We start from the raw sequence: 26,366 nt of genomic DNA, 5'->3' as shown, positions 1-26,366 counted from the left end.
CCAATTTTTAGGCTGTTTTGATCGATTTCGATTGCAAACTCATCAAAACAGTCTTAATAGACAAATTAGGTCAGTGCAGGAGTGCGAATGGGTGCAGACTGTTCACTGTAAATATCCATGATTGTGTTGAGCAATCGCAGTGCATCTGGCTTGGAACGCTGGAAAGAATTGCGTCCGATAATCGAACCAAATCCATGTCCGGCATGAATGGCACGAACTTCATTGAGGAAAGCATCATCACTGTCGATTGGCCCACCCGAAAAAATGACAATCCGCCGTCCGTTAAAGGCACATTGCACCACATGATGCACTCGTTCAGATAATGTTGCGATCGGAATTTGCTCTTGCTCATACACCTTGCGGGCTGCATCCTGTTCGACGTGTTCATTGGGCAGTTTCACTTTGATGATGTGAGCGCCCAATTGAGCCGCAATCTGAGCCGCATAGCCAATCACATCGATCGCTGTCTCACCCACTTTACTTAAACCCGATCCCCGCGCATAAGACCAAATCATCACGACCAATCCATGCCGCTTTGCTACCTCGGCACAGGCTCGAATCTGTTGATACATCTCAAACCGATGGGCTGAACCTGGATAGATAGTGAAACCGATCCCCACGCATCCTAACCTCAGTGCATCCTCCACGCTGCCAGTTAGTGCTTGTGTTGGGTCTGACTCAGCTAGTAACACATCGTGATCATTGGCTTTCAGAATTAGGGGAATTTCACCTGCAAATTCTCGCGCTCCCGCTTCCAAAAATCCTAACGGTGCGGCATAGGCATTGCATCCTGCTGCGATCGCTAACTCAAAATGATAGCGAGGATCATAGGCTGGTGGATTGGGCGCAAAACTGCTAGCTGGCCCATGCTCAAAGCCTTGATCCACAGGCAGCATGACGACTTTGCCAGTTCCAGCTAGTTTGCCATGATTCAGCAACCGGGCTAAATTAGTCAGCGTTCCGGGATTGTCGCTGCCATACCAACTGAGAATTTCTTTTACTCGATGAGTCATTGTGTTTCTCCTAAAATTATCAAACAGAATTCAGGAGTCAGTAGTCAGAATTCAGCATGAATTCTGTACGAGTGGCGGATAGCGCAGCGTTAGCGAGTCCGCGAGCGTCTGAATAAACGGGTTTAAGACAAGAACACCAAATTGAGAATTTGGTGTTCTTCAATCAGTGGGGGTCTGAATCCCACTGATTGCATTCTGACTCCTGAATTCTGACTTCTGAATTCTTCAACTTTGCCTATTGTTCTACGTGTCCGCCAAACTGGAAACGCATGGCAGACAGTAGCTTATCCGCAAAATCATTTTCGCCGCGTGAGCTAAACCGTTGATACAGGGCTGCGCTGAGTACAGGGACAGGAGTACCTTCGTCAATGGCGGCTGCGATCGTCCAGCGTCCTTCGCCTGAATCAGACACGCGCCTCCCAAAGCCTGATAGGTCTGGTTGTTCCAGGAGGGCGATCGCAGTTAGATCCAGTAGCCAGGAGGCAATTACACTGCCCCGTCGCCAAACTTCGGCAATATCAGGCAGATTCAAGTCATACTGATAGTGTTCAGGATTGCGGAGGGGGGTCGTTTCAGCATTAGCCACACGGTTCTGCTTACCCACATTGGCGTGATGCAAGATATTCAATCCTTCTGCGTAGGCTGCCATCAAGCCATATTCGATGCCATTATGCACCATCTTGACAAAATGCCCCGCCCCATTCGATCCGCAATGGAGATAGCCTTCTTCAGCCGTACCGCCCACCTTTTCCCGTCCAGCAGTACGCGGAATATCACCCCGTCCGGGAGCTAATGATTTAAAAATGGGATCGAGATACTGAACCACCATCTGAGATCCACCAATCATCATGCAATAACCCCGCTCCAAACCCCACACTCCGCCACTGGTTCCCACATCTAGGTAGTGAATGCCCTTTTGCATCAGATCATTTGCCCGTCGAATATCGTCAATGTAGTAAGAGTTGCCGCCATCAATTAAGATGTCGTCGGAATCCAGTTTTGCAGCCAGTTCCTTCACTATCTGCTCGGTTGGTTCTCCGGCTGGCACCATCAACCAAATCGCACGAGGTTTATTGAGCTTCTGGACAAAATCATCCAAGCTGTAAGTGCCGATCGCCCCTTCTGATGCAAGTAGTTTCACTTTTTCAGGTGTGCGATTGAACACCACACATTCATGGTTGTTTTGCAGCAGTCGCCGAACAATGTTCGCACCCATACGTCCTAGACCAATCACTCCCATCTGCATAATTTTTGTCCAATGTAATTCTCGTTTGCATAGAGTCGGTTCTGATTAGAGATAAGATTCTGGTTCATCTAACACCCCCAGGAGACTCCCGCCACATCCGCAGGGATTGGCGGTGAGAGGAATGGGGACGAGCGACGAGTGAGTAATTAAACTTTGGGACATAGCGGGTTGTACGTATTTCACAGATTTAATGGTAAAATGTGAGGTATGGAAAAAGCCTACCGCTACCGCTTTTACCCAACCACGGAGCAAGAACAAATATTGCGCCGGACAATTGGTTGTGTGCGGTTGGTGTTTAACCGAGCCTTGGCAGCGAGAACCGAAGCTTGGTACGAGAGGCAAAAACGAGTTGACTACGTTCAAACTTCTGCTATGTTGACGCAGTGGAAAAAAATTAATGACCTCCAGTTTTTGAATGAGGTTAGCTGTGTGCCACTGCAACAAGGATTGAGACATCTGCAAACAGCGTTTACCAACTTCTTTGCGGGCAGGACGAAATATCCCAACTTCAAAAAGAAGCGTAGCGGTGGTAGTGCAGAGTTTACCAAATCTGCTTTCCGGTGGAAGGATGGACAAGTCTATTTGGCAAAGTGTTCTGAACCATTACCAATTAATTGGTCTAGGCATCTGCCCAAGGGGTGTGAACCTAGCACTATCATGGTTAGGCTTGAGCCTTCTGGACGCTGGTTTGTCAGTTTGCGGATTGATGATCCGACCAATGAAACCATGCAACCAGTTGATAATGCTGTGGGGTTGGATGTTGGGAATCTCTTCAAAGTTTTCGCTTGGCGGCGGTGAGGAGGTTGTTCACTCTAATCCAGTGGCATACACAGATGGATGAGCGATCGCTCTCGTTATTCAACCGAAGAGAGAGGCTGTTTTGCGGTGGTTTCTGGCTTCATCTTGGGTCTGTGATAGCGATGGAAAGTTTCTTCCTTGAGCCATTCTGTGGTTGCCTTAAAGTCATGCAGTGGGGTGGGCAGCATTTCCAAATACGCTGCACTGCGAATTAGATCGCCAGGTTTGCCAGTTATTTGCACTTTGTCAAACAAGGTTGCTATCCCATTTCCTAAACCCAATTTCATTAGCTTACCCCGAAGACTCACATGGGCTGGGCTAGGGGATGCTCCTTTAGCAAGGGCAATCAAATTGTGAGCAATGCTCGCACCTTGCTGATATGCCACCTGGGCTAGAGCCGGTAAGGGTTGTGGCTGCACGTCCGCGCAATCGCCTGCGGCAAACACTTCTGGAAAATCCAGTAGTTGCAGAGTTGAGGTGACAAGCGGTAGCCCATGTTTATCCAGGTGATCTGCGGGAATTTGGGACTTGAGATTTTGGATGAGTGGGTTCACGGCTGTCCCGGCTGTCCAGATGGTGGTTTGAGTCAACAGCGTTTTTATCTCAGTGCTGTTGGCAGGTTGATACTCCAGGTGGTCTTGAGCAACCGCTTTCACCCCTACGCCTAATATCAATTCAACAGGTATTGTTCGAGTTCTGAAAGCTTGGAGAGCCTCTTCCTGCAAACCCGCGTTGACATCACCTGCGAGAATCGTCTTGCCATGATTGATTAAGACAATGCGAATCTGACGAATATCGCCGCCGAGTTGGGCGTACCAGTCGGGTAACAAATCTGCCAGGGTTGCTGCCATTTCTACCCCTGTCGGGCCTGCCCCAACGACAGCAAACGTGAGGAGCGATCGCCGTTGTGTTTCGTCATCCGTTTGGCTCGCACGTTGCAAGCATTCTCGTAACTGGCGTTCCAGAGCGATCGCATTCTCTCGTGTCCGAAATGCGAATGCGTTTTTTTGTGCGCCTTCTGTTCCTAAATAACCCTGAATACTGCCAACAGCTAAGACCAGATGATCGTAGATATAATCTGAGTCAGAAACTAACTCAAGACGTTTTTCTTGCAGGTTGATCGCCACTACTTTGTCCTGTACAAAGTTGATATCACTGCCTTGCAGCAACTCTTTATAAGTCGGACAAACGGCATCTTCTGACAATTCACCTGTCAATAGTTCATACAACATTGGCTTGAAGACAAACCGTTCTTGCGGATCAATCAAAATGATCGAGCGCAAGTCTTGCTGATGACGCAGATGCAACGCTGTAAAAAGACCTACGAAGCCTGCTCCGACAATCACTGTAGGGCGAGAAGAGTTCATTTTAGTAAGTGGTGGATAAACAGCAACAAGCAATCATGCACGAGTAGCATTGGAACCAAAATGTACACTAACGACTGATTCCTGTGATAAAGATAAAGCTCTGGAACGATCAGAGTTTTAGAGACGGCATAATTAAGAGATTAGGTCAGAAATAAAATATGACATTACAAGGTGTGGCTACTGTTAATTTAAACAACAACTTCTTGAGCAACTTTAGGATTTACCCTAGTTAGAATCTGTTGCGCTCGATCAATTTCCTCATCTGTGCCTGAGACAATCACCATGAACTTACCAGCTTTGATTTCTGTCTCGTACTTCAGGGCTTGCTCTTTGGGAATTCCCAATCCTACAAAGGCACCTACCAGCCCCCCTGCCACAGCAGCTCCTACACCCCCTACAACCATACCTTCGAGCCAACCTGCCAGCACTCCGGCAACGTGTCCAGCTACAATCACAGGGCCAACTCCTGGAATAAACAGCAAACCAACCCCTGTGAGAATGCCAAATAGTCCACCAAAAAAGCTGCCCCAATAACCGGCTTCTCCGGCTCCAGCTTTAGCCGTATCTTTCCAGGTGAGAAAGCCACGGATATGTTCAGTGGTTTGATAGTCTTTACCGATGATCGAAATCTTTTGCATATCGAAGCCCGCTTTTTGCAGTTCTAATACGGCGGTTTCTGCTTCAACATGGGATGGAAAAACTTTCACAGTTTCGTGTTTGCACAACATAGATTTGACTCCTTATGAGTGAGAATTAAACAGCATTATCTTTTAAGTGGACAAGACCTGATCGCACACAGCGCCCGGATTGCTACCTGAGTGCGTTGGCGTTGGCGTAGCCTCTCGTAGAGAAGCCTTGCCTTCAGCATCGCTCGCACAGAATTTCTTCAAAATATTGCGAACATGGGTTTTCGCCGTACCTGTACTGATGTACAAATTTTGGGCAATTCCATCATTGCTGTACCCGTCAACAATCAGTTGCAATATCTCTAACTCTCGCTCAGTCAACGTTTCAATAGTAAGGATTTGGCTGTATTCCGGTTCTATGGCTCGAATTGCAATTGTTTCAGCATGGTTGCTGCCATCAGCTTGAACAGGATTTGCGTGTTGAAGCAATCTAGCAACCTCTTGGGCGACAGCAGTGAGTGCATGATTAATAGGAGAATTTCCAAAAAAGTTACTCTGAGTTGGAACTTTGGAATACTCAAAATCATCTCCAACTAGTAATGGCATACGTGTCATAAAATTATCCTCAACGAAATATTGATTGAGATTACTGACTCAATTCGTAGATGATCTAAGCTGTTTGAAATACTGAGAAATTATTCTGTTACCAGAAGACCATGAATAAGAATCAATAACACAATTGATCTGACGATGACGTAAAGCTGATCGTGCTGTTGCCAAAACGCGAACATTGATGCGAGCAATGTACACTTTGTTAGATATATCAGACAGGAATTGGAAAATATCAGGTCACGGTCAAGGCTCACTGATACTGTATGTTCAGTATCAGCGTTGAGCATACAACCCTCTTCTTACTCTCTTTGTGTCAAGTAAACTGAAATATTGCAACTAAATTGCTCTCAATATTTGCCTGAATTAAATATATGCAATTAACTCTAACTTGTCGTCCACTCAAAGTTGAAACTTTTGTACAATACAATGATTGATGAATCAGTCCATATATCAATGTAAGGTTAGCTCCAACTAAGGTTGGAATCTAAATTCATACTAAAGTTCAATACCTTAGCCAATTTACGAGGGTTCAACGCCTGTGGAAAGGGAATGGATACGTCCGCGCATAAGTGAGCTTGGCAAAAATTTGGGCTAATAAAATAGGCTCAGGCTTTTGAGGAAGTATTTTTAACATTTCACGAACATATCGAAAACCACGGTCAGTAAACCAAAAAGTTTTTCTCCAAAGAGCGATTGCTAAAATACTTATATGTTTTAATACTTGTTTATACACAATTCTTTAACCAGCAGACATAGTATCGATAACGATTACTTATGGTTTGGTGATTAAGAATTTCTTGGCGCTAACCTGACGGATACTATTAATAGAGCCAGTCCACAGATAAGATAATCCTAATAAGCGTTTAACAGTGTGAAAAGCTTTTTAGGATTATCTTCTTCGATATAAATCAGCGACGCCGTAAGGAGGTAAAACTTGTGGATCAAGGACAAAAATAATATAAGAATAGCTGGTTTTACCAACTTTTATTTCGATTAAACGTAAAGTGAGAACAGGTGCGCCACGACGAACAGTGCCAAGTTGAATCAATCGGTCTTTAAGCAAATGGTCATAGCTAAAAATCTTGAGATATTTAATAGCTCTGAGCCCGGATATAGTCTTTAACGAAGTGTTCAAATTTGAACACTTCGTAAAGACTATAGTAATTCCCAACGAGTTTTTACCCACAGCCGAATGGCACTGTGGATTAAGTTTTCTCTACCAACAGATTTACTATTGCTCAATAGTTCAGTTCTGTATAGTCAAATATAGTGGTCAATTTTTGGCACTATGCGAGACTGGCAATACTCCGATTGTTTTATCCGAGTGTCAAACCTGTAGTAAATAGCGCTAAGTTTAATCTGCCCTGACTCTTTAAATACTTTCTTAGAAGTTGCTTGATCAGTGAAAATTAAAACACAACGTCCATCCTTGGATTTATATCCTGGTATTTTCGGACTGCCTGTAAAGTTAGTGTTGTTTAATTTATATTGTGCGATTGCTACCTCTTTGCGATCTGCGCTGCTGCGAAGCGCAGATCGCAACTTACCCATTAATACTTCTTGGGTAAAGATACGCAAGCTTTCAATCTGCTCGATTTCGTTTGTTGTTAGTCGAGTTGGTATCTCTTCGTACCAGTTTCCCTGACTATAGCAAGTTTGCATCACAGGAGTATTATCCCCATGACGGTAAACAGTCAGAATATTGGCATCTAAGCTGGCACTCAATTCCCGTCCCTTGATACGGAAATTATTGGTAACAAGCATATAGTCAGTGATTGTAGAAGGCAGATATTTGAGGTTAGAAGGGAGAAGGTTAGGAAAAGGGGCAGTAGGGGAAGATTGCTCTTGCAGGATTTGTTGAGCAGTGGATAGACGGTTTTCTTCTGATATATCCTGTTGTGGGTGCTGTTCCTTCAGATGCGGCTGTACTTTTTTCTTAACCTTATTTGCTTCCGACGTGGGTTTATCTTCTAATTTTGGTTGTATTATCGAAATTTGATCTGGATAATTACTATTTAGTACTTTTGTACTGTCAAGTATTTTGGAGTTACTATCGGTATCGCCATTACTATCACTTGTACTGCTGCTAGTAGGTTTATCAGCATACAAGTACTCATTATTGCTTGTGCTATTAGTATTTATGCGGTTAATTGCTCTGGCTTTAGCTTGTTGAATTACTTCCTTATCTTTCTCTTGGTCGTATGTTATTCCGTATTCAGACAGCAGTTTGTTCCAACTATAGGGTTTGTATACTTGATAACCAGCGATTTTCACATCATTATGGATGTAGGTAAAGCCTAGTAGTTCCTCCCCCCGCATTTTAGGCAATACCCCAATGTTGTTTTCCTCCAAGCGTTGGATGAAGGTGGAGACAGTGGGACTATCCTTGATGGCTTCTCCTATTGCTTGGCGAAAATTTCCTTACTTGTTGGGGTTTTGTGCTTACTGTTGACTGCTCTAATACTTTTCGAGCGGTTGGGGCTGGTGAGTGCAGTTATGCCATACTCTTGCTGTAACTTAGAGGTGACAGCTTCATTCGTTGTCGGTGTCACCTCCAACCCTAGTTCCGCCGCGATGCGTCTAGTTGAGACTTGGGAGTTGAAATAATCATAGGAATCATTAACTAAACTGCCATCTAACCGAATTCGGGAAGCAATTATGTGCAGGTGTTCGTGGTGGCGTACTGCAACGAACTGACTCGTAGCTGCTACAGATGATTCTTCCTTGGGTAAGTATCCCATATCTTTGAGATATTCCCTTGCTACATAGCTGTACTGGCTGTCTGATAAATGCTCATGATAGTTGGGGCGGTGTGCTATTGAGATAATAGTGATTGCTTAAGGAATTGAGGAGATTCAATTGTTGTACCATCTGAGCAAGTAAGGAATGTCTTTAGCCCAAAGTCAAATGCCGCTATCTTACCAGTCGTGAATTTGGCTTCTGGATTGCTACCCTCATCAACAACCACAACCATAAACAACTCACCCAATGGTGTGCGCTTTATAGTTAAAGTTTTGACTGTTCCCTCAATCTCCCTGGACTTCCAAAACTGATAAACACGATTACCAATTTTGACTCTATTGCCACCCAAAAACTTATAACCTGCTTGCTTAAGGGTGAATGATTTGTACTTCTTGACCTTTTTAAATCCCGGTGATCGAACTCCTCTCTTGTTGTGTTTAAAAAATAACTGATAGGCTTTCTCAATGCGTTGACAAATATCTTGCACTGCTTGAGAACCTACTGTTTGCCAAAAAGAATTACGTTTTCTTAATTTGGCAATATGAGATTGAAGTTTTGCACAGCTTAAATGTTTGCCCCACATCCGATAGTATCGCTTGTGTAGGGCAATGCAATGATTGTAGATTACCCCACTCGCGTTAATCATGCGCTTGAGGTATCTATTTCTTTTGTGCTGATAGAGTTTAAACTTCAATGTTTTCATGCTAATATTGTACAGCATATAGCCGGAATCCTCAATGAAGAAGCGATTAGACTTTAGGATCGAAGAATTTGAGTTTCAGATTCTTGAAGAATATTGCGAATTAGTGGGGCGAACAAAAACCGATGTTCTTAGAGAATTGATTAGAGGTCTAAAGATGAAGAAAAACCGGTACTAAAGGACGGGGCTTTAAACCCAGTTTTTCGGTAAACCTTATTGTTAATGCTGCAATTGTTAGGTTGTAGAGATTGTATGGTTATGTCGCCAGCGTGCGAACCGACAGGTCGGCGCTTCTCTGCGAGACGCTCCGCGAACGCTATCGCGTAGTGGGTGCTATCCATTATCGTGAATTAAATTATACGTAATTACAATTATTTATAGGTATTATTTTTCAATCTGTTTATTTATCAAACAGTAAATATATTACAAAGGTAGCATCTTGTGATACAAGATAAGACGATTGGTATTAAAGGCACTGTCAATTAATCTAGTTTATTGATAATAACCTTAGTGATAAAATGACCCTACTAAACATACCTTGTTTTAGTTATAGGAGTGTACAGAGACAGCAATAGTCTGTTGTGGAGGGCGACTGTAGTAAATCATATACAGAGAGGGTTATGGGGTTATGTGCCAAGCTGATTAACCTTTGACGTAATGCTGAAATAATTGGGTTAATTTGCCCTCAGAATACCTCAATTATGGGAATTGTCAGAGTTTATTTTTCAGTTAATTATTTATTTTGATTGACAAAAATCAAACCCAATTTCACTTGATTGGGGTAATTAGTGTGTGAATTGGGGTAGTTAGGAGTAAATACGGGGGTGAGTTCTCCCATCGTATGGTTAAAGTATGAGTATTGACAAATAGCTTACTGAGAAGCTTGATTTGCACGTTATATAGAAGAGAAGTTATGGCAAGAGCGAGTAAGCCAGCTGATTCGGTTGAGTTGGCGCGTATCATGCGGAATAAAGATATGGAGGACGGTATAGTAATTAGCTATCTCCAGTCGAAGAAGCGAGGGCAAACTGAGTTAGTATGTGAGGCGCTGCGGGCGTATTACCTACCGTTTGCGCTATCTGCTGCGGGGGTATCCGGTGTTGAATTGCAGTCAGCCCTCCATGATGCGATCGCGCAACTGGAAGTTCAGATAATTAAGATGAAACGGACGTTTGGGATGGAGGGGTTGCCCCAGGTAGTTCTTGTTAATCCTCATAGTGGAGTTTTCTCGCAGGCTGCAACTGGGTTACAACCAACAGTTGGAACTAACGGAGTAGGAATAACTCCTGTTTCAGCTAATTTGGTTCCTCCTTCGGTTTCTTTTTTTGATGCCACTGAGCCAAGTCCTGTCTCGTTACCTGTTACGGCAGAACCAGTAGGGTCAAATATTTTGGAAGAAGATTCTGAAGATGATGGTTTCTTTAATGATGATGAGGATGACCCAATTGCTAAGGCAGAAATAGAAGTTGATGCAGGATTTCGTCTGGAGTGAGGGAATTATTAGGGTATGTTTAAAACTAGAGCCGCAGGATGATATGAAGCTAGTGTTAGCAATGCAAGATAGTTATCAGCTTTTTTGTCATACCGTGTAGCAATGCGACAAAATCGTTTTAAACGAAACATCTCTCGACCTGATTTCTTTGGCGATAAATTCATTTGTCAAACTTACCTCGCTCATTCAGCCTGATGGCAATACTTTCGACTAGCGATCGCACGAGTCAAGGAAGCAATTCATGAGGGATGGTGTGATAATTCGACTGGGCTGCTTATCAATTCGTGCAAGAGTGTCTAAATCCTCCCATGATTTACAAGTATTCGGAGTTCCCAGCACATACATAATAGATAGATAGATAGATAGATAGATTGACTTCTCAAAGTAGAACTTGAATAATAAGCATTAATTCTATTTGGGCTTGCGGTTCTTTCTATGCTTTGACAAGGTGATAAGAATGATTACGCTACCTGACGTTGCGGTTGATGCTCAGATATACTCCAGCAATAATTATGTGGTGTATCGTGGCATCAAGCTGTCAGATCGCACGCCTGTTATTCTTAAAATTCTCAAACAGGACTATCCTACAGCATCAGAACTCACCCGCTACAGGCAGGAATATGAAATTACGCGATCGCTTAACTTAGAAGGCGCGATCGAGGCATATAGTCAGCAGGAATATCAGCGCACACTCGTTATTCTTTTAGAAGATTTCGGTGGAGAGTCTCTGGAGAGATGGATACAGCAGCGTCCAGATTTCTGCCCTATGCCCTTATCAGCTTTTCTATCCCTTGCCATTAAACTCACAGGTATTCTGGGCAGAATTCATGCTGCTGGTGTCATTCATAAAGATATCAGCCCTAGCAATATTGTCTTCAATCTAGATACTGGGGTCGTTAAATTTATTGATTTCGGAATTGCTACTCGATTTAACCGCACCAATCCAACGTTCAAAAATCCTCATGTTCTAGAAGGCACTCTTGCATACTTATCTCCAGAGCAAACCGGACGCATGAACCGTTTGCTTGATTATCGTACTGATTTTTACTCCCTTGGCGTAACGTTTTATGAACTGCTCACTGGACAGTTACCGTTTGCCACAACAGATATTCTTGAACTTGTCCATTGTCATCTTGCCAAATCACCTGTTCCGCCTCATGAACTGAAGGCAACGATTCCCAAAGCAGTTTCAGATATCGTTTTGAAACTAATGGCAAAGAATGCGGAGGATCGCTATCAGAGTTCTTGGGGTATCAAAGCAGATTTAGAAATTTGTGCTGACCAATTAAAAAAAATCGGGCAAATTAATAGCATTCAACTGGGTCTATTAGATGTTTGGAATCAGTTTCAAATTCCCCAAAAACTTTATGGACGAGATCAGGAAGTTGCAATGTTACTAGCGGCTTTTGTTCGCGTAGCGTGTCCGTTGGCGCAGTCTCCCGCAGGGAAGGAGAGTCGCGTTGCTTCAGAAAATCTTGTACAACAAACTTCAGAACAGAAACTAACAGACAATCAAATCTTCAAAGTCGAAATGATGCTGGTTTCTGGCTATGCGGGAATTGGGAAATCAGCATTAGTGCAGGAACTTTATAAACCAATCACCGCAAAGCGCGGCTATTTTATTTGGGGTAAATTCGATCAATTTCAGCGCAATATTCCTTACAGTGCGATCGCAAATGCCCTGCAAAAATTGGTACAACAATTGCTCGGTGAACCAGACGAGCAACTTCAACAATGGCGATCGCGCTTGCTAACGGCTTTGGGAACCAACGGACAAATTATCATTGATATCATCCCGGAAGTTGAATTAATTATCGGCAAGCAGCCGTCCGTAGCGGAAGTTGGAGCAACGGAAGCTCAAAATCGCTTCAATTTAATTTTTCAGAAATTTGTGCGGGTGTTTTGTTCAGAGTCACACCCGCTTGTGATCTTTTTAGATGATTTGCAATGGATAGACTCAGCAACGCTGAAGTTAATCGAGCTGATGTTGCTTGATGAACAAACCCAATTCCTATTTTTAATTGGAGCCTATCGAGATAATGAGGTAAATCCAACTCATCCGTTGATGTTAACGCTAGAAAGACTGCGAAAACAAGGGGCAGTGCTTCAGGAAATCATCTTAGCACCATTAACGCTGGGTCCGTTGAATCAGTTGATTGCCGAGACGCTACATCAGAATGCAGACATCGTTCGTCCCTTAGCTGAGTTAGTTTTGCGTAAAACTGAGGGCAATCCGTTCTTTGTCGGTGAATTTTTAAGAATGCTGCATAGCGAAAATCTACTGACCTTTGATGCACAACACTTATGCTGGGAATGGAACATTGCTGATATTCAAGCCCAGGATATTACCGATAATGTGGTGGAGTTGCTACTGATCCAGTTAAATAAATTACCAGAAGAAACACAGCAAATTCTCCAGTTAGCAGCCTGTATCGGTGCTGAATTTAATTTAAATACGTTAGCGATCGTTTGCGAACAATCTCCTAAAGCAATCTCTCTAGATTTACTAGTAGCCATTCAAGCTGGATTAATTCAACCTATATCTGAATTAGACGAAAACCTATTAGTTCAAGAATATAAGTTTTTGCACGATCGCGTACAGCAAGCAGCATACACCTTAATCGATGAGTCGCAAAAACTTGGAGTACATCTGCAAATCGGTCGCAATTTACTCGAAAAGACTTCGCCACAGCAGCTAGCAGAGCGGTTGTTTGAAATTGTTGACCAACTGAATTATGGAACCGAGTTAATTAGTGAGCAATCTGAACGGAATGAGATTGCCAAACTGAATTGGCAAGCAGGTCAGAAAGCGTTGGCAGCGACGGCTTATGAAGCGGCTTTCAAGTATTTCAATGCAGGGCTTAAACTCCTTAATGTGGAAAGTTGGCAGCGTGAGTATGACCTAACTTTGGTGTTGCATTCAGAGGCAGCAGAGGCAGCATACCTCAGTGGTCACTTTGACGAAATGGAGCGGCTTGTAGAAGAAGTGCTTAACTGTGCGAGGACGGCGCTCGATAAAGTGAAAGCTTACGATAGCAGAATTCAAGCATGGCTGTCACGGGGCGACCCTAAAGAAGCCCTTAAACATGGCTTGGAAGTGCTGCAACTCTTGGGAATTAGTTTAGTAGAAGCTCCAAGTCAGTTAGACGTTCAAGCAGCATTAGAGGAAACCGCTTCACAATTGGCTGGGCGGGAAATCGAAGATTTGATTGATCTGCCAGAGATGACTGAACCTGTGCCACTGGCAGCAATCCACATTTTAGTAAGCACAGTGGGTGCGGCTTTTAATGTGTCACCCGCTTTGATGGTGCTGATTGTGTGCAAGATGGTGAATTTATCGATCGCCAATGGAAACGCCATCTGGTCGCTTCTCGGTTATGCTGCTTATGGCATGATGCTATGTGGAGTTGTACAAGACCTTGAACTGGGCTATCGATTTGGCAAACTATCCTTAAATTTAGCGAAAAAATTAAGTAATAAGAAAGGTAACTGCAAAGTATTGCTGATGGTGAATTTTCATATAATTCACTGGAAAGACCATCTTAAAGAGACGTTCCCTATCTTAGCTGAGGCTTATCAAAGCGGTATAGAAAGTGGAGAGTTTGAATTTGCGAGTTATTGTGCATTCAGCCTATGTTATTACCCCTTTTTTGCCGGACAAGAACTGACAGAACTGGAACAACAAACAGCGATTTATCGGCAAGCCACCAATCAAATTAGACGAGAGACTGCTTCCACTTGGCTGGCAATGTTGCAGCAAACGATCCTTAACCTGCGAGGTCAATCTGAAAATCCAAGTCGCTTAGTGGGTTGTATCTATGACGAAGAGCAAGCAATATCACGGGCGATCGCTGTCAAGGATGGAACTAGCATTCACTACTTTTACTTAAATAAGCTGATTTTATGCTATCTGTTCGGGGAGTATAAGCAAGCTGCAAAAACGGCTACTTTGGCAGAACAGTATTTAGGTGCAGCCACAGCAATAATCTCTGTACCTCTATTTCATTTCTATGAGTCTCTAATATTTCTGAGCTTGTTGGCGGATGGTTCAAACTCTGAAAAAGCCGCTTGGTTGAATCGCGTTAACGCCAACCAGGAAAAAATGCAGAAATGGGCACACCACGCCCCCATGAATTTTTTGCATAAGTTTCAGTTAGTTGAGGCAGAGAAAGCACGAGTTTTCGGTCAGTTTTTTGAGGCAGAGGAGTTTTACGAACAAGCAATTTTTGGTGCTAAAGAAAACGAGTACCTTCAAGAAGAAGCTTTAGGCTATGAGTTAGCTGCCAAACATTACTTGGCTCGTGGTCGAGAAAGGTTTGCTCAACTTTATATGAAGGAAGCCCATTACTGCTATGAGCGGTGGGGAGCAACCGCAAAAGCCAAAGATTTAGAGACTCGCTATCCACAGTTTTTTCCTCAGTCGCTGAATGTGTCTCCCACACCAGTTCACACCATTGCCGGAACTACTTCTAACACCTCATCTATTGCTTTCGATTTAGCAACAGCGATCAGAGCATCCCAAGCCATCTCTCGTAAAATTGAACTAGATCAGTTACTCAATTCTTTGATGCAGATATTAATTGAGAATGCCGGGGCACAAACTGGATGCTTGATTTTAGAAAACGTAGGAGAATGGGCGATTGAAGCTGCTTGTGAACTCAATGGTAATGCGAATCTTTGTGCTACACAAGTATTGCAATCGATTTCAATGGTAAATCGCTTACCCGAATCCATCATTCATTATGTGATTCGGACTCATGAATCTGTGATCTTAAATGATGCAACTCGTGAAGGAAATTTCATTAATGAGCCATATATTCAGCAGAACCAAACGAAATCACTTCTTTGTTTGCCGTTGTTGAATCAAAGTAAACTTGTTGGTGTGCTGTATCTGGAAAATCGATTAGTAACTGGAGCATTTACAGCAGAGCGATCGCAACTTCTAAATCTACTATCTACTCAGGCAGCCATTGCGATCGAAAATGCCAAACTCTATTCAAAGCTACGCACTAGCGAAAGTCAGATGGCTCAATTTCTAGAAGCGGTTCCGGTAGGAATTGGAATAGTGGATGCGACTGGTCGCCCATACTACGCCAATCAACGGGGAATTCAGTTAATGGGCAAAGAGATCGATCCTTTGTTAGCACCGGAGCAAATTGCAGAGGTTTATCAACTTTATGTGGCAGGAACGGAGCAGATATATCCAACTGAGCAACTGCCAATCATCCGGGCATTGAGCGGCGAACGCACCAGAGTTGACGACGTAGAAATTCATCAAAATAACGCAACCATTCCAGTTGAGGCATGGGGAACTCCAGTATTTGACGAACAGGGCAATGTGGTTTATGCGCTCGTCACCTTTCAAGACATCACCGAGCGAAAACGTGCCGAAGCAGAACTGGCGAAGAGTGAGACTCTGCTGAGAACGATTGTACAGTCCGAACCAGAGTGTGTGAAGCTCGTGGCGGCTGATGGTACACTTTTGGACATGAATCCGGCAGGACTCGCCATAATTGAGGCAGATTCTCTCGAACAGGTGCAGGGAAAATCAATTTATCCGCTTGTGGTTGAGGAGCACCGTGCCGCACGGCAAGCCCTGACAGAACGTGTCTTTCAGGGCGAGTCTGGGGTGCTAGAGTTTGAAATGGTTGGACTGAAGGGAACGCATCGCTGGTTGGAAACCCACACTGTCCCCTTGCGAAATGAGAACCAAACGGTCATTGCGCTCTTGGAGGTGACACGAGATATCACTAAGCGCAAACAAGCAGAGCAACTGCTAGCGGATTACAACCGCACCTTAGAGCAACAGGTAACTGAAAGGACGGCAGCTTTACAGCAAAGCCAAGCAGAACTGCGCGATGTCTACGATGAGCTTCGCTTACGAGAACAGGAATTACGAGTGATTACGGACGCTCTACCTGTTTGTATCATCTATGTAGATGCCGACCAGCGCTATCGGTTTGTCAACCGCACATACGAGGAATGGTTTCACCGTAGTCGAGGTGAGATTCTGGGGAAGCATATTTGCGAAAACTTGGGTGAGGCGGCTTATCAAGTTGTACAACCGTATATCAATCAAGCGCTGGCAGGGCAAATCACAACCTATGAGACAGAAATGCCCTGTGTGTATGGCAAGAAATATGTCAGTAATTCCTTCATCCCCGATTTCGATGACAATGGTCAAGTGAAAGGATACTATGGTCTGATTACAGATATCAGCGATCGCAAACGTGCCGAAGAAGCCTCAATTTTAGAGGAACGCAACCGCATGGCACGCGAAATTCATGACACTCTCGCGCAAGCCTTTACGGGGATTCTGGTTCACATGGGAACCGTGTCTCGCTTAGTGGCAACCAACCCCCAAGCAATTCAAACACACATTAATATCGTGCGAGATTTGGCCCGCACTGGGCTGGCAGAAGCTCGACGCTCTGTTGCAGCACTGCGTCCCCAATCCCTAGAAGATGGCAATCTGTGGACGGCACTGCAACGATTTGTAGCTACCATGCAATCTTCAACCGAAACCAGCCTGATTTGTGATATTATTGGCACGGCCTATACGTTACCCCCGGAAACAGAAAATAATCTTCTAAGAATTGCACAGGAAGCATTTACGAATTCAATTAGGTATGCGAATGCAAAGGAAATTCGGATTGAATTAATTTATGAACCAACGCAATTCTTCTTACGAATTAAAGACAATGGACAAGGATTTGAAGCCAACCATACAATTCTAAATCGGGGGTTTGGCTTACTGGGGATTACCGAACGAACGGAACGCATTGGGGCACAACTCTCGATTGAGAGCCGACTGGGGCAGGGAACAGAAACGATCGTATCCGTACATCGGGAGGCATCAGTATGAGTCAGTCTACAGCAATCCGCGTTTTGATTGTTGACGATCACTCGATTGTCCGGCAAGGACTGGCTGCAATGATTGAGAATGAGCCGGATATGACGGTAGTAGGTCAAGGGGGTAACGGGCAGGAAGCGATCGCTCAATATAAACAACTCCAGCCTGATGTCACCTTAATCGACTTGCGGATGCCCCAGGTAAGCGGCGTTGATGCGATCGTCGCCATCTGCGCTGAATTCGCCCATGCCCGGATGATTGTACTGACCACTTATGACGGGGACGAAGATATTTATCGAGCATTACGCGCCGGAGCCAAAGGTTATCTGCTGAAGGACGCTGAACCGGATGCACTCCTGAATGCGATTCATATTGTTCATAGAGGACAACAATATATTCCTTCCGAAGTCGCTGCCAAACTGGTGGAACGGATGAACATTCCAGAGTTGAGCGATCGAGAACAAGAGGTTGTTCGTCAGATGGTGCTTGGCTTGAGTAATCATGATATTGCTGCGGCTTTGAATATTACTGAAAGTACTGTCAAATTTCACATCAACCGAATTCTGAGCAAATTAGGCGTGAGCGATCGCACTCAAGCGGTGATTACTGCATTGAAGCGGGGACTCGCCAAGTTGTGAAACAAGCAGAACTGAACTTAAGTTCGGTTGAGGGTTAGTTTTAGAGATAGTAAGCAACTGTTGTTTCATCGCTTCAATTACTCAACTTTGAGTTGGCGACAAAGCTGAATTAGTTTCATAAGCTAAAGACATAGAAATAACGGAGTCGGGAAGAATCACAGATAGGAGTCAATGAAGAGGACAAGGGGCAGGGGGCAGGGAGCAGGGGGGAGAAACCGATGAATCAAGATAGTAATTTTAATCAACTTTTTGTTCCACCTTCCCAACGCGATCGCTATCAGGGGATGCTCAATGCCCCGATCATACTCGTGGAATATGGAAATTACCAATGTCTTCAGTCCCGGGAAATGCATCAGTTGATTCAGGCAATTGTGCAAGATTTCAATTCCGGGCTGACTGAGAAAAATTCGATTTGTGTAGTGTTTCGTCACTTTATTGAACATTCAATCTATCCTCAAGCACAAAAGGCAGCTGAAGCAGCGGAAGCAGCAGGAGCGCAAGGTCAGTTTTGGCAGATGCACGAGATGCTGCTCAACCACCAAGAAGCATTGGGAAACGGCTATCTCGTTGAGTATGCCAATGATTTAGGTCTCGACATTTACAAATTTTTGCAGGATATCTCCAAACAAGTCCATGTTGACCGCATCAATCAAGATATCGAAAGTGGTCGCCAAAGTGGAGTCGTGACTGCACCAGCTTTGTTTATTAATGGAATTCGGTATCGCGCTCGCTGGAACATGGAGCAGTTAATGCCAGCCATTATCGCTGCAAGTAATGAAGTGCTTTGATCCTCAATCACACAATTCAAAGCAGAACGATTAAGTTGCGTTTTTGCTCAAAGAACTTGAGTGTTCTGAATTGAGCGATGGTCGCATTGCGATCGCAGAAGTAATGAAAACTAACCAATCTGAACATCAAACCCATCAACCTAAAGGAGAACAAAATGAGTAGTAACTCCCTAAACAGTCAAAACATGAAACTCGAAGTTGTGGTATTGCCCGTCTCCGATGTCGATCAAGCCAAGGACTTCTATAAAACTTTGGGATGGCGGCTAGATGCCGATTTTGTCACCGATGAGGACTTCCGAGTGGTGCAGTTGACCCCTCCTGGCTCGGAGGCTTCAATCATCTTCGGCAGTGGTGTTACATTAGCCGCGCCCGGTTCAGTTCAGGGTCTATACCTCATCGTTTACGACATCGAGGCAGCCCGCGCCGAACTCGTCGATCGGGGTGTCGAGGTGAGTGAGGTGTTCCACGACGTGGGCGGGGTCTTCCACCACGCCGGAACCGAGGGACGAGTACCTGGCCCCGATCCACAACGTCGTGACTATGCCTCGTTTGCCTCGTTCAGCGATCGAGACGGCAATGGTTGGTTGCTCCAAGAGGTGAAGACGCGGGCCCCCGGACGGTAAACATGAATCGCTCAAGGGCGGAATGGAATCATTCATTGGGAGTGCCTCACTTTGAGCCTCCCAAATTTGGGGCATAGGAAGACGGTTGGAAAAACCAAGTTATCTCCAACCCATTTATTCACTAAGAAATGTTTGTACATATTCACAAAGGAGCAATACCATGAACCAACTAGTCAATAAGAGCGTACTCGTTACTGGAGCATCCAGTGGAATCGGTGCCGTCTATGCCGATCGCTTCGCAAAGCGTGGCTACGATCTCGTGCTGGTAGCGCGCGATCGCACCCGAATGGAAGCTTTAGCCGAACGACTACGCCGGGAAACCGGGGTGGCAGTTGACATCCTTCAGGCGGATCTCACCGATGCTGGTGAACTCGCCCAGGTGGAGGAGCGGTTACGTTCTGACGCGCACATTAGTATCTTACTTAACAATGCTGGTGTCAGTACTGCCAGCAGTTTCGCAGATCAAAGCCCGGACGAGGTGGCTAAAATCATCAACCTCAACATCACAGCGCTGACACGGCTTACGAGTGCGGTTGCCCCACGGTTCGCCAAGACAGGCGATGGCGCGATTATTAACATCAGTTCGGTGGTCGGGCTAGCACCGGAATTCGGTATGACCATCTATGGTGCAACCAAAGCCTTCGTCCTGTTCCTCACCCAGGGTCTCCACCTTGAGCTTGGCCCCAAAGGTGTCTATGTCCAGGCTGTGCTACCAGCATCAACACGGACGGAAATCTGGGAGCGAGCGGGTTGGGATATGAATGCGGTACCGCCTACTATGGAAGTGGATGAACTGGTGGATGCTGCCCTTGTTGGCTTCGATCGCCATGAGACCGTGACCATCCCATCGCTCCCCGATGCAGACCAGTGGAAAACCTTTGACACTGCTCGGCAGAGCATGATCTCAAATTTCAACCAGGTACATGCAGCCGCCCGCTATCACCTCGCCTCATAACTAGACAACCGCTGTCTGTGGATCCAGTCAGTCAAACCATCACAAGTCTTTCCGGCTGACCTGACATGGAGACAATGCCCATCACGATGGCGCGATCGCTCGTCTGGCAAGCAGTCCAACAAACCATCCCGAGGATATCAAAACAGTGTTTTTAATCGATCGCTCCCTCGCTGCTTCAAACCAACTTCCTACGTTTTGTATCGTAGTTCATCAACTCACCCAAGAAAACAAACACGGCTTTGACACAGTAAAGACAAACAGAAAGAAATCTTCAACTCCCTTCAAGCTCTAAACATTCTAATAATATGCCGATTTTGGCAGAGGAATATATCGGCGTTGCTGAATGAAGGTTTGAAAATCCAGTTCCCCCGCCCCCTAGGGCAGGGGTTAGGTTGAGTCGGCGACGCAGCTAAATAGACCTCTCCCCAACCCCTCTCCTAAAGAAAAGGGGCTTTGAGTAGATTCATACTCTTATTCAGCAATACCGAAAACAACGCTAACAAAGGAGAACGTAAGCTTATGTCACACCATCTCGATTCCCCAACTGCCAAGGAAGATGGACGCGTAGACATTACAGATGTCTATGTATTTGCAGGCGAATCTACAGATACCACAGTTTTAATCATGGCGGTTAATCCTTTAGCGGGTGAAGTCTCGCCAACCACATTTCGAGCAGGCGCACTCTATGATTTCAAAATTGATACCAATGCTGACGTAATTGAAGACCTTGATTTCCGCGCTACGTTTGGAGAGCCTGATTCAAGCGGTATTCAGCGGATCGAACTGCGCCGCTTGGAAGGTAGTGCTGCCGCAGAGTATGGTAGTACTGGCAAAATCATTGCGGCAGGCAATACAGGTGAGACCATCTCGATCGATGGCGGCGGATGCCTCTGGACGGGATTGGTCGCTGATCCCTTCTTCTTCAATTTGGGGGCGTTTGGGCAATTTGCCAAGCTGATTCTAGAAGAAAATCGGTTCGATCCCAGTGTGTTCAATACGGCTCAAAATGCCTTAGCAGGGCATAATGTGACCGCGATCGTCTTAGAATTACCCAACGCTGCTCTCGGTGCTGAAACGATTTATCTGTGGGGCACCACGACCATTCAGCATGAAGGCAAGTGGAAAACCATCAACCGTGCAGCAACTCCACTGGTTCAGCAAGTTTTCATTCAAGACGAACATTTGAAAGATGCTTACAACAAATCGCTGCCCCGTGAGGATGTTCCTAAGTATGGCGAGGCGATCGCCGCATTCACTGCCAAGGTGACTCAACTTGCAGGTACTACAACCGATCCCCAAGCCTATGGGCAGCAGGTAGTGCAGTTTCTCTTTCCTGATGTTTTGACCTATAACCCGCAGTTGCCAATCGGCTATGGGTTTGCTGGAAGGAATGGGAGAGCACTGGCAGACGATACCCCAGACGTGATTTTAAGCCTGCTGGCAAATACACCCTTCTCAGACCGAGTAGGTAAGCCAGATGGATTGCGAACCCATTTTCCCTATTTGGCAGAGCCAAACTCTAAATAAGCGGCAGAGCCAAACTCAAACCCAGTTAAATGATTAACGTAGGAGATCCCCTACAGCTTAGAGCTATCAGGGAGCTGAAGTCCTTGGTTAGTGTTCTGATTTTGGAGGAATACACCGTGAAAATTTTGATTCAAGTGATTGTTAGTTTTTTCGTATTCATTGTAGATGTCGTCTACGGCGATCGCTCCTATGCCCGATTTTATGTGCTGGAAACGATCGCCCGTGTGCCTTACTTTTCCTATCTCTCGGTACTGCATCTTTACGAAACGCTGGGTTTCTGGCGTAGAGCAGATTTGTTAAAAGTACACTTTGCCGAAGCTTGGAACGAACTGCATCATCTGTTAATTATGGAATCACAGGGAGGTAATCGCTACTGGGGCGATCGCTTCCTCGCGCAACATGTTGCAGTGGCTTACTATTGGGTCGTCGTACTGCTTTATATGCTGTCTCCCAGGTACGCTTACTATCTGATGGAATTGATTGAAGATCATGCATATCACACCTACGACGACTACTTAAAAACTCATGGGGAGGAACTGAAAACTCAACCCGCTCCTCAAGTGGCGATCGACTACTACCGCGATGGCGATCTCTACATGTTTGAAGAGGTGCAGATGGCAACCGGGGGAAAGTTTCGTCATCCTCAGGTGAACAATCTTTACGACGTGTTTATCAACATTCGTGAGGATGAATGCGCCCATGTGAAAACAATAGAAGCACTCCAGGAACCGGATGCGCGGCAGAGCTTCTACAGTCCTCATACGGTTTTTATGGCAGCAAAAGCCTTACCGATCGACGGAGAGGTTTGATCGGAACCCCCCTTCATTGATGGGAGCCTGTCGATGTAGCGCCTTTTGAAAACAATAAAGCAGGAGAAAGAATCATGACTCACTATGACTACATTGTGATTGGTGCTGGCTCGGCAGGCTGTGTCGTTGCCAACCGTTTGACCGAAGACCCTGAAACCACTGTGTTGTTGCTCGAAGCAGGCAATCCAGCGTCTCAACCTGAAATTCAAACGCCTTCAGCCTGGACAAGCTTGCTGGGCACGGACGTTGATTGGGCGTATTGGACTGAACCAGAACCGGGTCTTGATGGGCGAAAAATCTATTGTCCCCGTGGCAAAGTTGTGGGCGGCTCCAGTGCGATCAATGCCATGATCTACGTGCGCGGTAATCGTCACGATTTCGACCATTGGCAAGCACTCGGCAATCCAGGCTGGAGCTATAAGGATGTTTTGCCCTACTTCAAGCGATCGGAAAACCAGCAACGCGGCGCATCCGAATTTCACGGAGTGGATGGACCTTTGAGCGTGACTGATCCGATCGCACCTTCCGTCATCAATGCCCAATTTATCGAAGCTGCCGCAGAACTTGGCTACGATCGCAATGTCGATTTCAACGGGGCACAGCAAGAAGGTGCGGGACTGTACCAACTAACCATCAAAGATGGCAAGCGACACAGTGCCGCTGCCGCCTTTCTTGTCCCGATTCTCGATCGTCCCAATTTAACGGTGCAAACCAGTGCGTTAGTCACTCGCGTATTGTTCGAGGGTACTCGTGCCGTTGGAGTCGAGTATCAGCAGCAGGGAACACTACATCAAGTTTATGTCCACCAGGAAGTACTTCTGTCAGCGGGTGTGTTCGATTCACCCAAACTGCTAATGCTCTCTGGTATTGGTAACGCGGAACATCTACAGTCCTTAAACATCCCAGTGCTTGCTGATTTGCCGGGGGTGGGGCAGAATCTGCAAGATCATCCGCTGGTTGGCATAGGCTATCAGTCAGCTCAAACGCTACCGCCCCTCACACCCACGAGTAATCTCGTCGAAGCGGGATTCTTTGTGCGTAGCAGCAGCAATAAGACCACACCTGATTTACAGTTTCTCTTCAGTCCAGCACTCTGGGTTGGTTCAGCGATCGCTCCTGACATTCCAGGCTTTACCTTTATTGTGAGCTTGGTCAAGCCTCAAAGTCGGGGTTCTGTAACGTTGCAATCCGGGAATGCGGCTGCTCCACCTGTCATTCAAGTGAACTACCTTCAGCATGAGGCTGATTTACAAGCCCTGGTCAACGGCATTAAAATCGCTCGTCAACTCGCTCATGCTGATGCCTTTGCTGAAATCGTGGACACGGAATTGGCTCCTGGCTTAGATGTCACCAGTGATGCCGCAATCGCGGCTTATATTCGACAAGCAGTGAATACCTTTTGGCATCCGGTCGGCACCTGCAAAATGGGCACTGACCCAATGGCAGTGGTTGACCCTGAATTACGAGTACATGGGAGCGAGGGATTGCGGATCGTCGATGCTTCCATCATGCCAACGATCGTTACAGGCAATACGAACGCGCCGACCATCATGATCGCTGAACAAGCCGCCGATTTAATTAAAGCTGCACATTCATTACCGTTGGCGAAGCCTACCGTAGGTATCGCCCATCAATCTTTGCAAAGTCTTGTCTCTGCGCGTGGAAGACATCAGAAAGGAGAATATGCAAAGGAAACTCTTTAAAACGTCTGATGGCGTTGAAATGAGCTATATCAGCACAGGTGAGGGAAAACCGATCGTGATGCTTCACGGCTGGTCGCAGTCAGCAGAACAATTCAAAGATCAAATTCCCGCTTTTGCCGAACATTATCATACGATCGCGGTCGATTTACGAGGACACGGTGAGTCAGAAAAAGTATCGTTCGGTTATCGAATCTCTCGCCTATCCAAAGATATTCAGGAATTGATCGGCGCTCTGCAACTCGAAAAGCCGCATCTACTAGGTCATTCAATGGGATGTGCCATCATCTGGAGCTATCTCGACCTATTCGGCTTAGATGAAATTGATCGGTTAGTGTTGGTTGATCAATCGCCACTGGGAACGTTGCGAACGCATTGGAACGCTCAAGAAATAGCAGAGTCGGGGGCAGTTTTTACTGCTGAACAACTCAATGCAGCAGTACACACCTTAGAGAACGGCAACGCCGAGGAACTGACTCGAAACATCCTGACTTCAATGGTCACACCAGCGATGTCAACCGAACAATTCGAGTGGATCGTCGAGTGCAATCAACGCTTGCCCCGAGCGATCGCTGCGACGCTGCTATACAACCATCTTCATACGGACTGGCGCGATCAAATTGTCAGGATTCGTCAGCCAACCCTGATTATTGGTGGCAGAAAAAGTATTATTCCGTGGCAATCGCAGTCCTGGATCAATCAAAGCATTCCTAACTCTGAGTTGGAAATCTTTGAAGCGGCTGAAGGCGGCGGACATTTCATGTTCATCGAGAATCCAGAAAAGTTCAACCGACGAGTTTTGCAGTTCTTATCGAGAAAAAATTCCCACAATTGAAGCTCTGCTTGGATTATAGAACATCTGCATCACAAGAAAGCCGTAAGCGATGCCTGCGGCGGGCGTTCGCGTAGCGTCTCGTAGAGAAGCCATCGCTCCTTGAAGTCACAAAATCCCACGCCCGGATAAGAAATACGTCCAGTCGGTTGAACTTTTTGTTGATGGTGGCATTGTTGGTTCTCCAATCGGTGGAGCGACTTTCCGCAGTGCATAAATCTTTTGACATTCTTTGTTTCATTAACCCCTCAAACGCATAAAGGAGTTTTATTATGGGCATCGAACAGAAAGTCGCTGTGATTACCGGCGCATCGCAAGGCATCGGCGCAGCTCTTGTCAAGGCGTACCGCGATCGCAACTATCGAGTGGTCGCTATCTCACGCTCAATTCAGCCATCGGATGATGATGCAATCCTCGCAGTATCAGGCGACATCGCCGATCGAAAAACTGCCGAGCGTGCGATCATCGAAGGCGTGACCCGATTTGGGCGTATTGACACGCTGATCAACAATGCTGGTATCTTCATCGCCAAGCCATTTACTCAATACACCGAGGCAGACTACGAGGTATATCTGGGCACTAACATCACTGGCTTCTTTCACATGACGCAAGTGGCGATCGCAGAAATGGAGAAGCAGGGCAGCGGTCATATCGTGCAGATTTCGACGAGCCTGGTTGACAACCCCATCGCTGGCGTACCGTCTGTACTCGCGTCGCTGACGAAGGGCGGACTAAATGCTGCGACCAAATCGCTGGCGATCGAGTATGCCAAGCGTGGTATCCGGGTGAACGCGATCGCGCTGGGTAACATGAAGACGCCAATGCACCCTGTCGAGACCTATGCACTGCTCGCTGCCATGCACCCGATCGGTCGTATGGGCGAAATCTCTGACATCGTCGATGCAATCCTCTACCTGGAATCAGCCAACTTTGTCACGGGCGAAATCCTTCATGTCGATGGTGGTCAAAGTGCGGGTCACTAACGCCGCCTTGCGCTCAGAAAAATGGCTATGACACTCTCAAACACGATTGCTTGATCGTAAAG

The 26,366-nt window shown here is 45.8% G+C and carries 20 protein-coding genes and 2 pseudogenes; 12 read left to right on the top strand and 10 right to left on the bottom strand.

Annotated elements, in window-relative coordinates; all coding sequences use genetic code 11:
• Positions 1-65: 65 nt before the first annotated feature.
• Entirely contained in the window at positions 66-1,013 is a 948-nt protein-coding gene (locus GTQ43_RS04015) for a class I fructose-bisphosphate aldolase (RefSeq protein WP_265270922.1), read from the bottom strand.
• A 235-nt stretch (positions 1,014-1,248) separates the two neighbouring features.
• Positions 1,249-2,259 carry a phosphogluconate dehydrogenase (NAD(+)-dependent, decarboxylating) gene (gene gnd, locus GTQ43_RS04010; RefSeq protein WP_414859087.1) on the bottom strand — a complete coding sequence of 337 codons (1,011 nt, stop codon included), beginning with the start codon at positions 2,257-2,259 and terminating at the stop codon, positions 1,249-1,251.
• A gap of 207 nt (positions 2,260-2,466) precedes the next feature.
• Here gnd and GTQ43_RS04005 point away from each other — a divergent pair, with 207 nt between their 5' ends.
• Positions 2,467-3,057, top strand: a complete 591-nt coding sequence (locus GTQ43_RS04005; RefSeq protein ID WP_265270920.1) for an RNA-guided endonuclease InsQ/TnpB family protein — start codon at positions 2,467-2,469, stop codon at positions 3,055-3,057.
• A gap of 56 nt (positions 3,058-3,113) precedes the next feature.
• Here the strand turns inward: GTQ43_RS04005 and GTQ43_RS04000 are convergent, their stop codons facing one another.
• The 7 genes and pseudogenes from GTQ43_RS04000 to GTQ43_RS03970 form a co-directional block, all read right to left on the bottom strand.
• Positions 3,114-4,424: an NAD(P)/FAD-dependent oxidoreductase gene (locus GTQ43_RS04000; RefSeq protein WP_265270918.1), complete on the bottom strand. Its 1,311-nt coding sequence runs from the start codon at positions 4,422-4,424 to the stop codon at positions 3,114-3,116.
• A gap of 188 nt (positions 4,425-4,612) precedes the next feature.
• Positions 4,613-5,152 carry a general stress protein gene (locus GTQ43_RS03995; RefSeq protein ID WP_265270917.1) on the bottom strand — a complete coding sequence of 180 codons (540 nt, stop codon included), beginning with the start codon at positions 5,150-5,152 and terminating at the stop codon, positions 4,613-4,615.
• Positions 5,153-5,194: 42 nt separating this feature from the next.
• Complete coding sequence (locus tag GTQ43_RS41405) at positions 5,195-5,665, bottom strand: helix-turn-helix transcriptional regulator (protein WP_321162389.1); 471 nt, start codon at positions 5,663-5,665, stop codon at positions 5,195-5,197.
• Between the two features lie 516 nt (positions 5,666-6,181).
• Positions 6,182-6,320 (bottom strand): annotated as a pseudogene (locus GTQ43_RS03985) (IS4 family transposase); the annotation flags it as partial.
• Between the two features lie 602 nt (positions 6,321-6,922).
• Complete coding sequence (locus GTQ43_RS03980) at positions 6,923-7,990, bottom strand: hypothetical protein (protein ID WP_265270916.1); 1,068 nt, start codon at positions 7,988-7,990, stop codon at positions 6,923-6,925.
• Positions 7,991-8,061: 71 nt separating this feature from the next.
• Entirely contained in the window at positions 8,062-8,481 is a 420-nt protein-coding gene (locus tag GTQ43_RS03975) for a relaxase/mobilization nuclease domain-containing protein (RefSeq protein ID WP_414859106.1), read from the bottom strand.
• An 8-nt stretch (positions 8,482-8,489) separates the two neighbouring features.
• Positions 8,490-9,107, bottom strand: a pseudogene (locus GTQ43_RS03970) (RNA-guided endonuclease InsQ/TnpB family protein); the annotation flags it as partial.
• 910 nt (positions 9,108-10,017) lie between these two features.
• Here GTQ43_RS03970 and GTQ43_RS03960 point away from each other — a divergent pair.
• Complete coding sequence (locus GTQ43_RS03960; protein WP_265270913.1) at positions 10,018-10,596, top strand: hypothetical protein; 579 nt, start codon at positions 10,018-10,020, stop codon at positions 10,594-10,596.
• An 8-nt stretch (positions 10,597-10,604) separates the two neighbouring features.
• Here GTQ43_RS03960 and GTQ43_RS03955 read toward each other — a convergent pair whose 3' ends face one another.
• Positions 10,605-10,760 carry a hypothetical protein gene (locus tag GTQ43_RS03955; RefSeq protein ID WP_265273791.1) on the bottom strand — a complete coding sequence of 52 codons (156 nt, stop codon included), beginning with the start codon at positions 10,758-10,760 and terminating at the stop codon, positions 10,605-10,607.
• A gap of 293 nt (positions 10,761-11,053) precedes the next feature.
• On the opposite strand from GTQ43_RS03955, the gene GTQ43_RS03950 reads away from it, so the two are divergent.
• The 10 genes from GTQ43_RS03950 (at position 11,054) to GTQ43_RS03905 (ending at position 26,304) form a co-directional block, all read left to right on the top strand.
• Positions 11,054-17,461, top strand: a complete 6,408-nt coding sequence (locus GTQ43_RS03950) for a PAS domain-containing protein (protein ID WP_265270912.1) — start codon at positions 11,054-11,056, stop codon at positions 17,459-17,461.
• A complete protein-coding gene (locus GTQ43_RS03945) occupies positions 17,458-18,087 on the top strand; it encodes a response regulator (RefSeq protein WP_265270911.1) in 630 nt (209 codons plus the stop codon). Before GTQ43_RS03950 ends, GTQ43_RS03945 begins: the two co-directional genes overlap by 4 nt.
• A 218-nt stretch (positions 18,088-18,305) precedes the next feature.
• Positions 18,306-18,875 carry a DsbA family protein gene (locus GTQ43_RS03940; protein ID WP_265270909.1) on the top strand — a complete coding sequence of 190 codons (570 nt, stop codon included), beginning with the start codon at positions 18,306-18,308 and terminating at the stop codon, positions 18,873-18,875.
• A 185-nt stretch (positions 18,876-19,060) separates the two neighbouring features.
• Positions 19,061-19,498 carry a VOC family protein gene (locus GTQ43_RS03935; RefSeq protein ID WP_265270907.1) on the top strand — a complete coding sequence of 146 codons (438 nt, stop codon included), beginning with the start codon at positions 19,061-19,063 and terminating at the stop codon, positions 19,496-19,498.
• Between the two features lie 160 nt (positions 19,499-19,658).
• Positions 19,659-20,453, top strand: coding sequence for an SDR family NAD(P)-dependent oxidoreductase (locus GTQ43_RS03930; protein ID WP_265270905.1), 795 nt, complete (start codon positions 19,659-19,661; stop codon positions 20,451-20,453).
• A gap of 519 nt (positions 20,454-20,972) precedes the next feature.
• Positions 20,973-21,980, top strand: coding sequence for a DUF4331 domain-containing protein (locus tag GTQ43_RS03925; RefSeq protein ID WP_265270904.1), 1,008 nt, complete (start codon positions 20,973-20,975; stop codon positions 21,978-21,980).
• Positions 21,981-22,096: 116 nt separating this feature from the next.
• The gene (locus GTQ43_RS03920; RefSeq protein WP_265270903.1) at positions 22,097-22,789 is read left to right on the top strand and encodes an alternative oxidase; all 693 of its coding nucleotides are present in this window, start codon (positions 22,097-22,099) and stop codon (positions 22,787-22,789) included.
• Positions 22,790-22,863: 74 nt separating this feature from the next.
• The gene (locus GTQ43_RS03915; RefSeq protein WP_265270902.1) at positions 22,864-24,492 is read left to right on the top strand and encodes a GMC family oxidoreductase; all 1,629 of its coding nucleotides are present in this window, start codon (positions 22,864-22,866) and stop codon (positions 24,490-24,492) included.
• The gene (locus GTQ43_RS03910) at positions 24,473-25,324 is read left to right on the top strand and encodes an alpha/beta fold hydrolase (RefSeq protein ID WP_265270901.1); all 852 of its coding nucleotides are present in this window, start codon (positions 24,473-24,475) and stop codon (positions 25,322-25,324) included. The genes GTQ43_RS03915 and GTQ43_RS03910 overlap by 20 nt, the downstream gene beginning before the upstream one ends.
• A gap of 269 nt (positions 25,325-25,593) precedes the next feature.
• Positions 25,594-26,304 carry an SDR family NAD(P)-dependent oxidoreductase gene (locus GTQ43_RS03905; protein ID WP_265270900.1) on the top strand — a complete coding sequence of 237 codons (711 nt, stop codon included), beginning with the start codon at positions 25,594-25,596 and terminating at the stop codon, positions 26,302-26,304.
• Positions 26,305-26,366 lie beyond the last annotated feature (62 nt).

This window comes from Nostoc sp. KVJ3, assembly GCF_026127265.1.
In the GTDB taxonomy this organism is placed as follows: domain Bacteria; phylum Cyanobacteriota; class Cyanobacteriia; order Cyanobacteriales; family Nostocaceae; genus Nostoc.
Note: the sequence above shows the minus strand (reverse complement) of the source record. Positions and strands in the feature narration are given on the sequence as shown.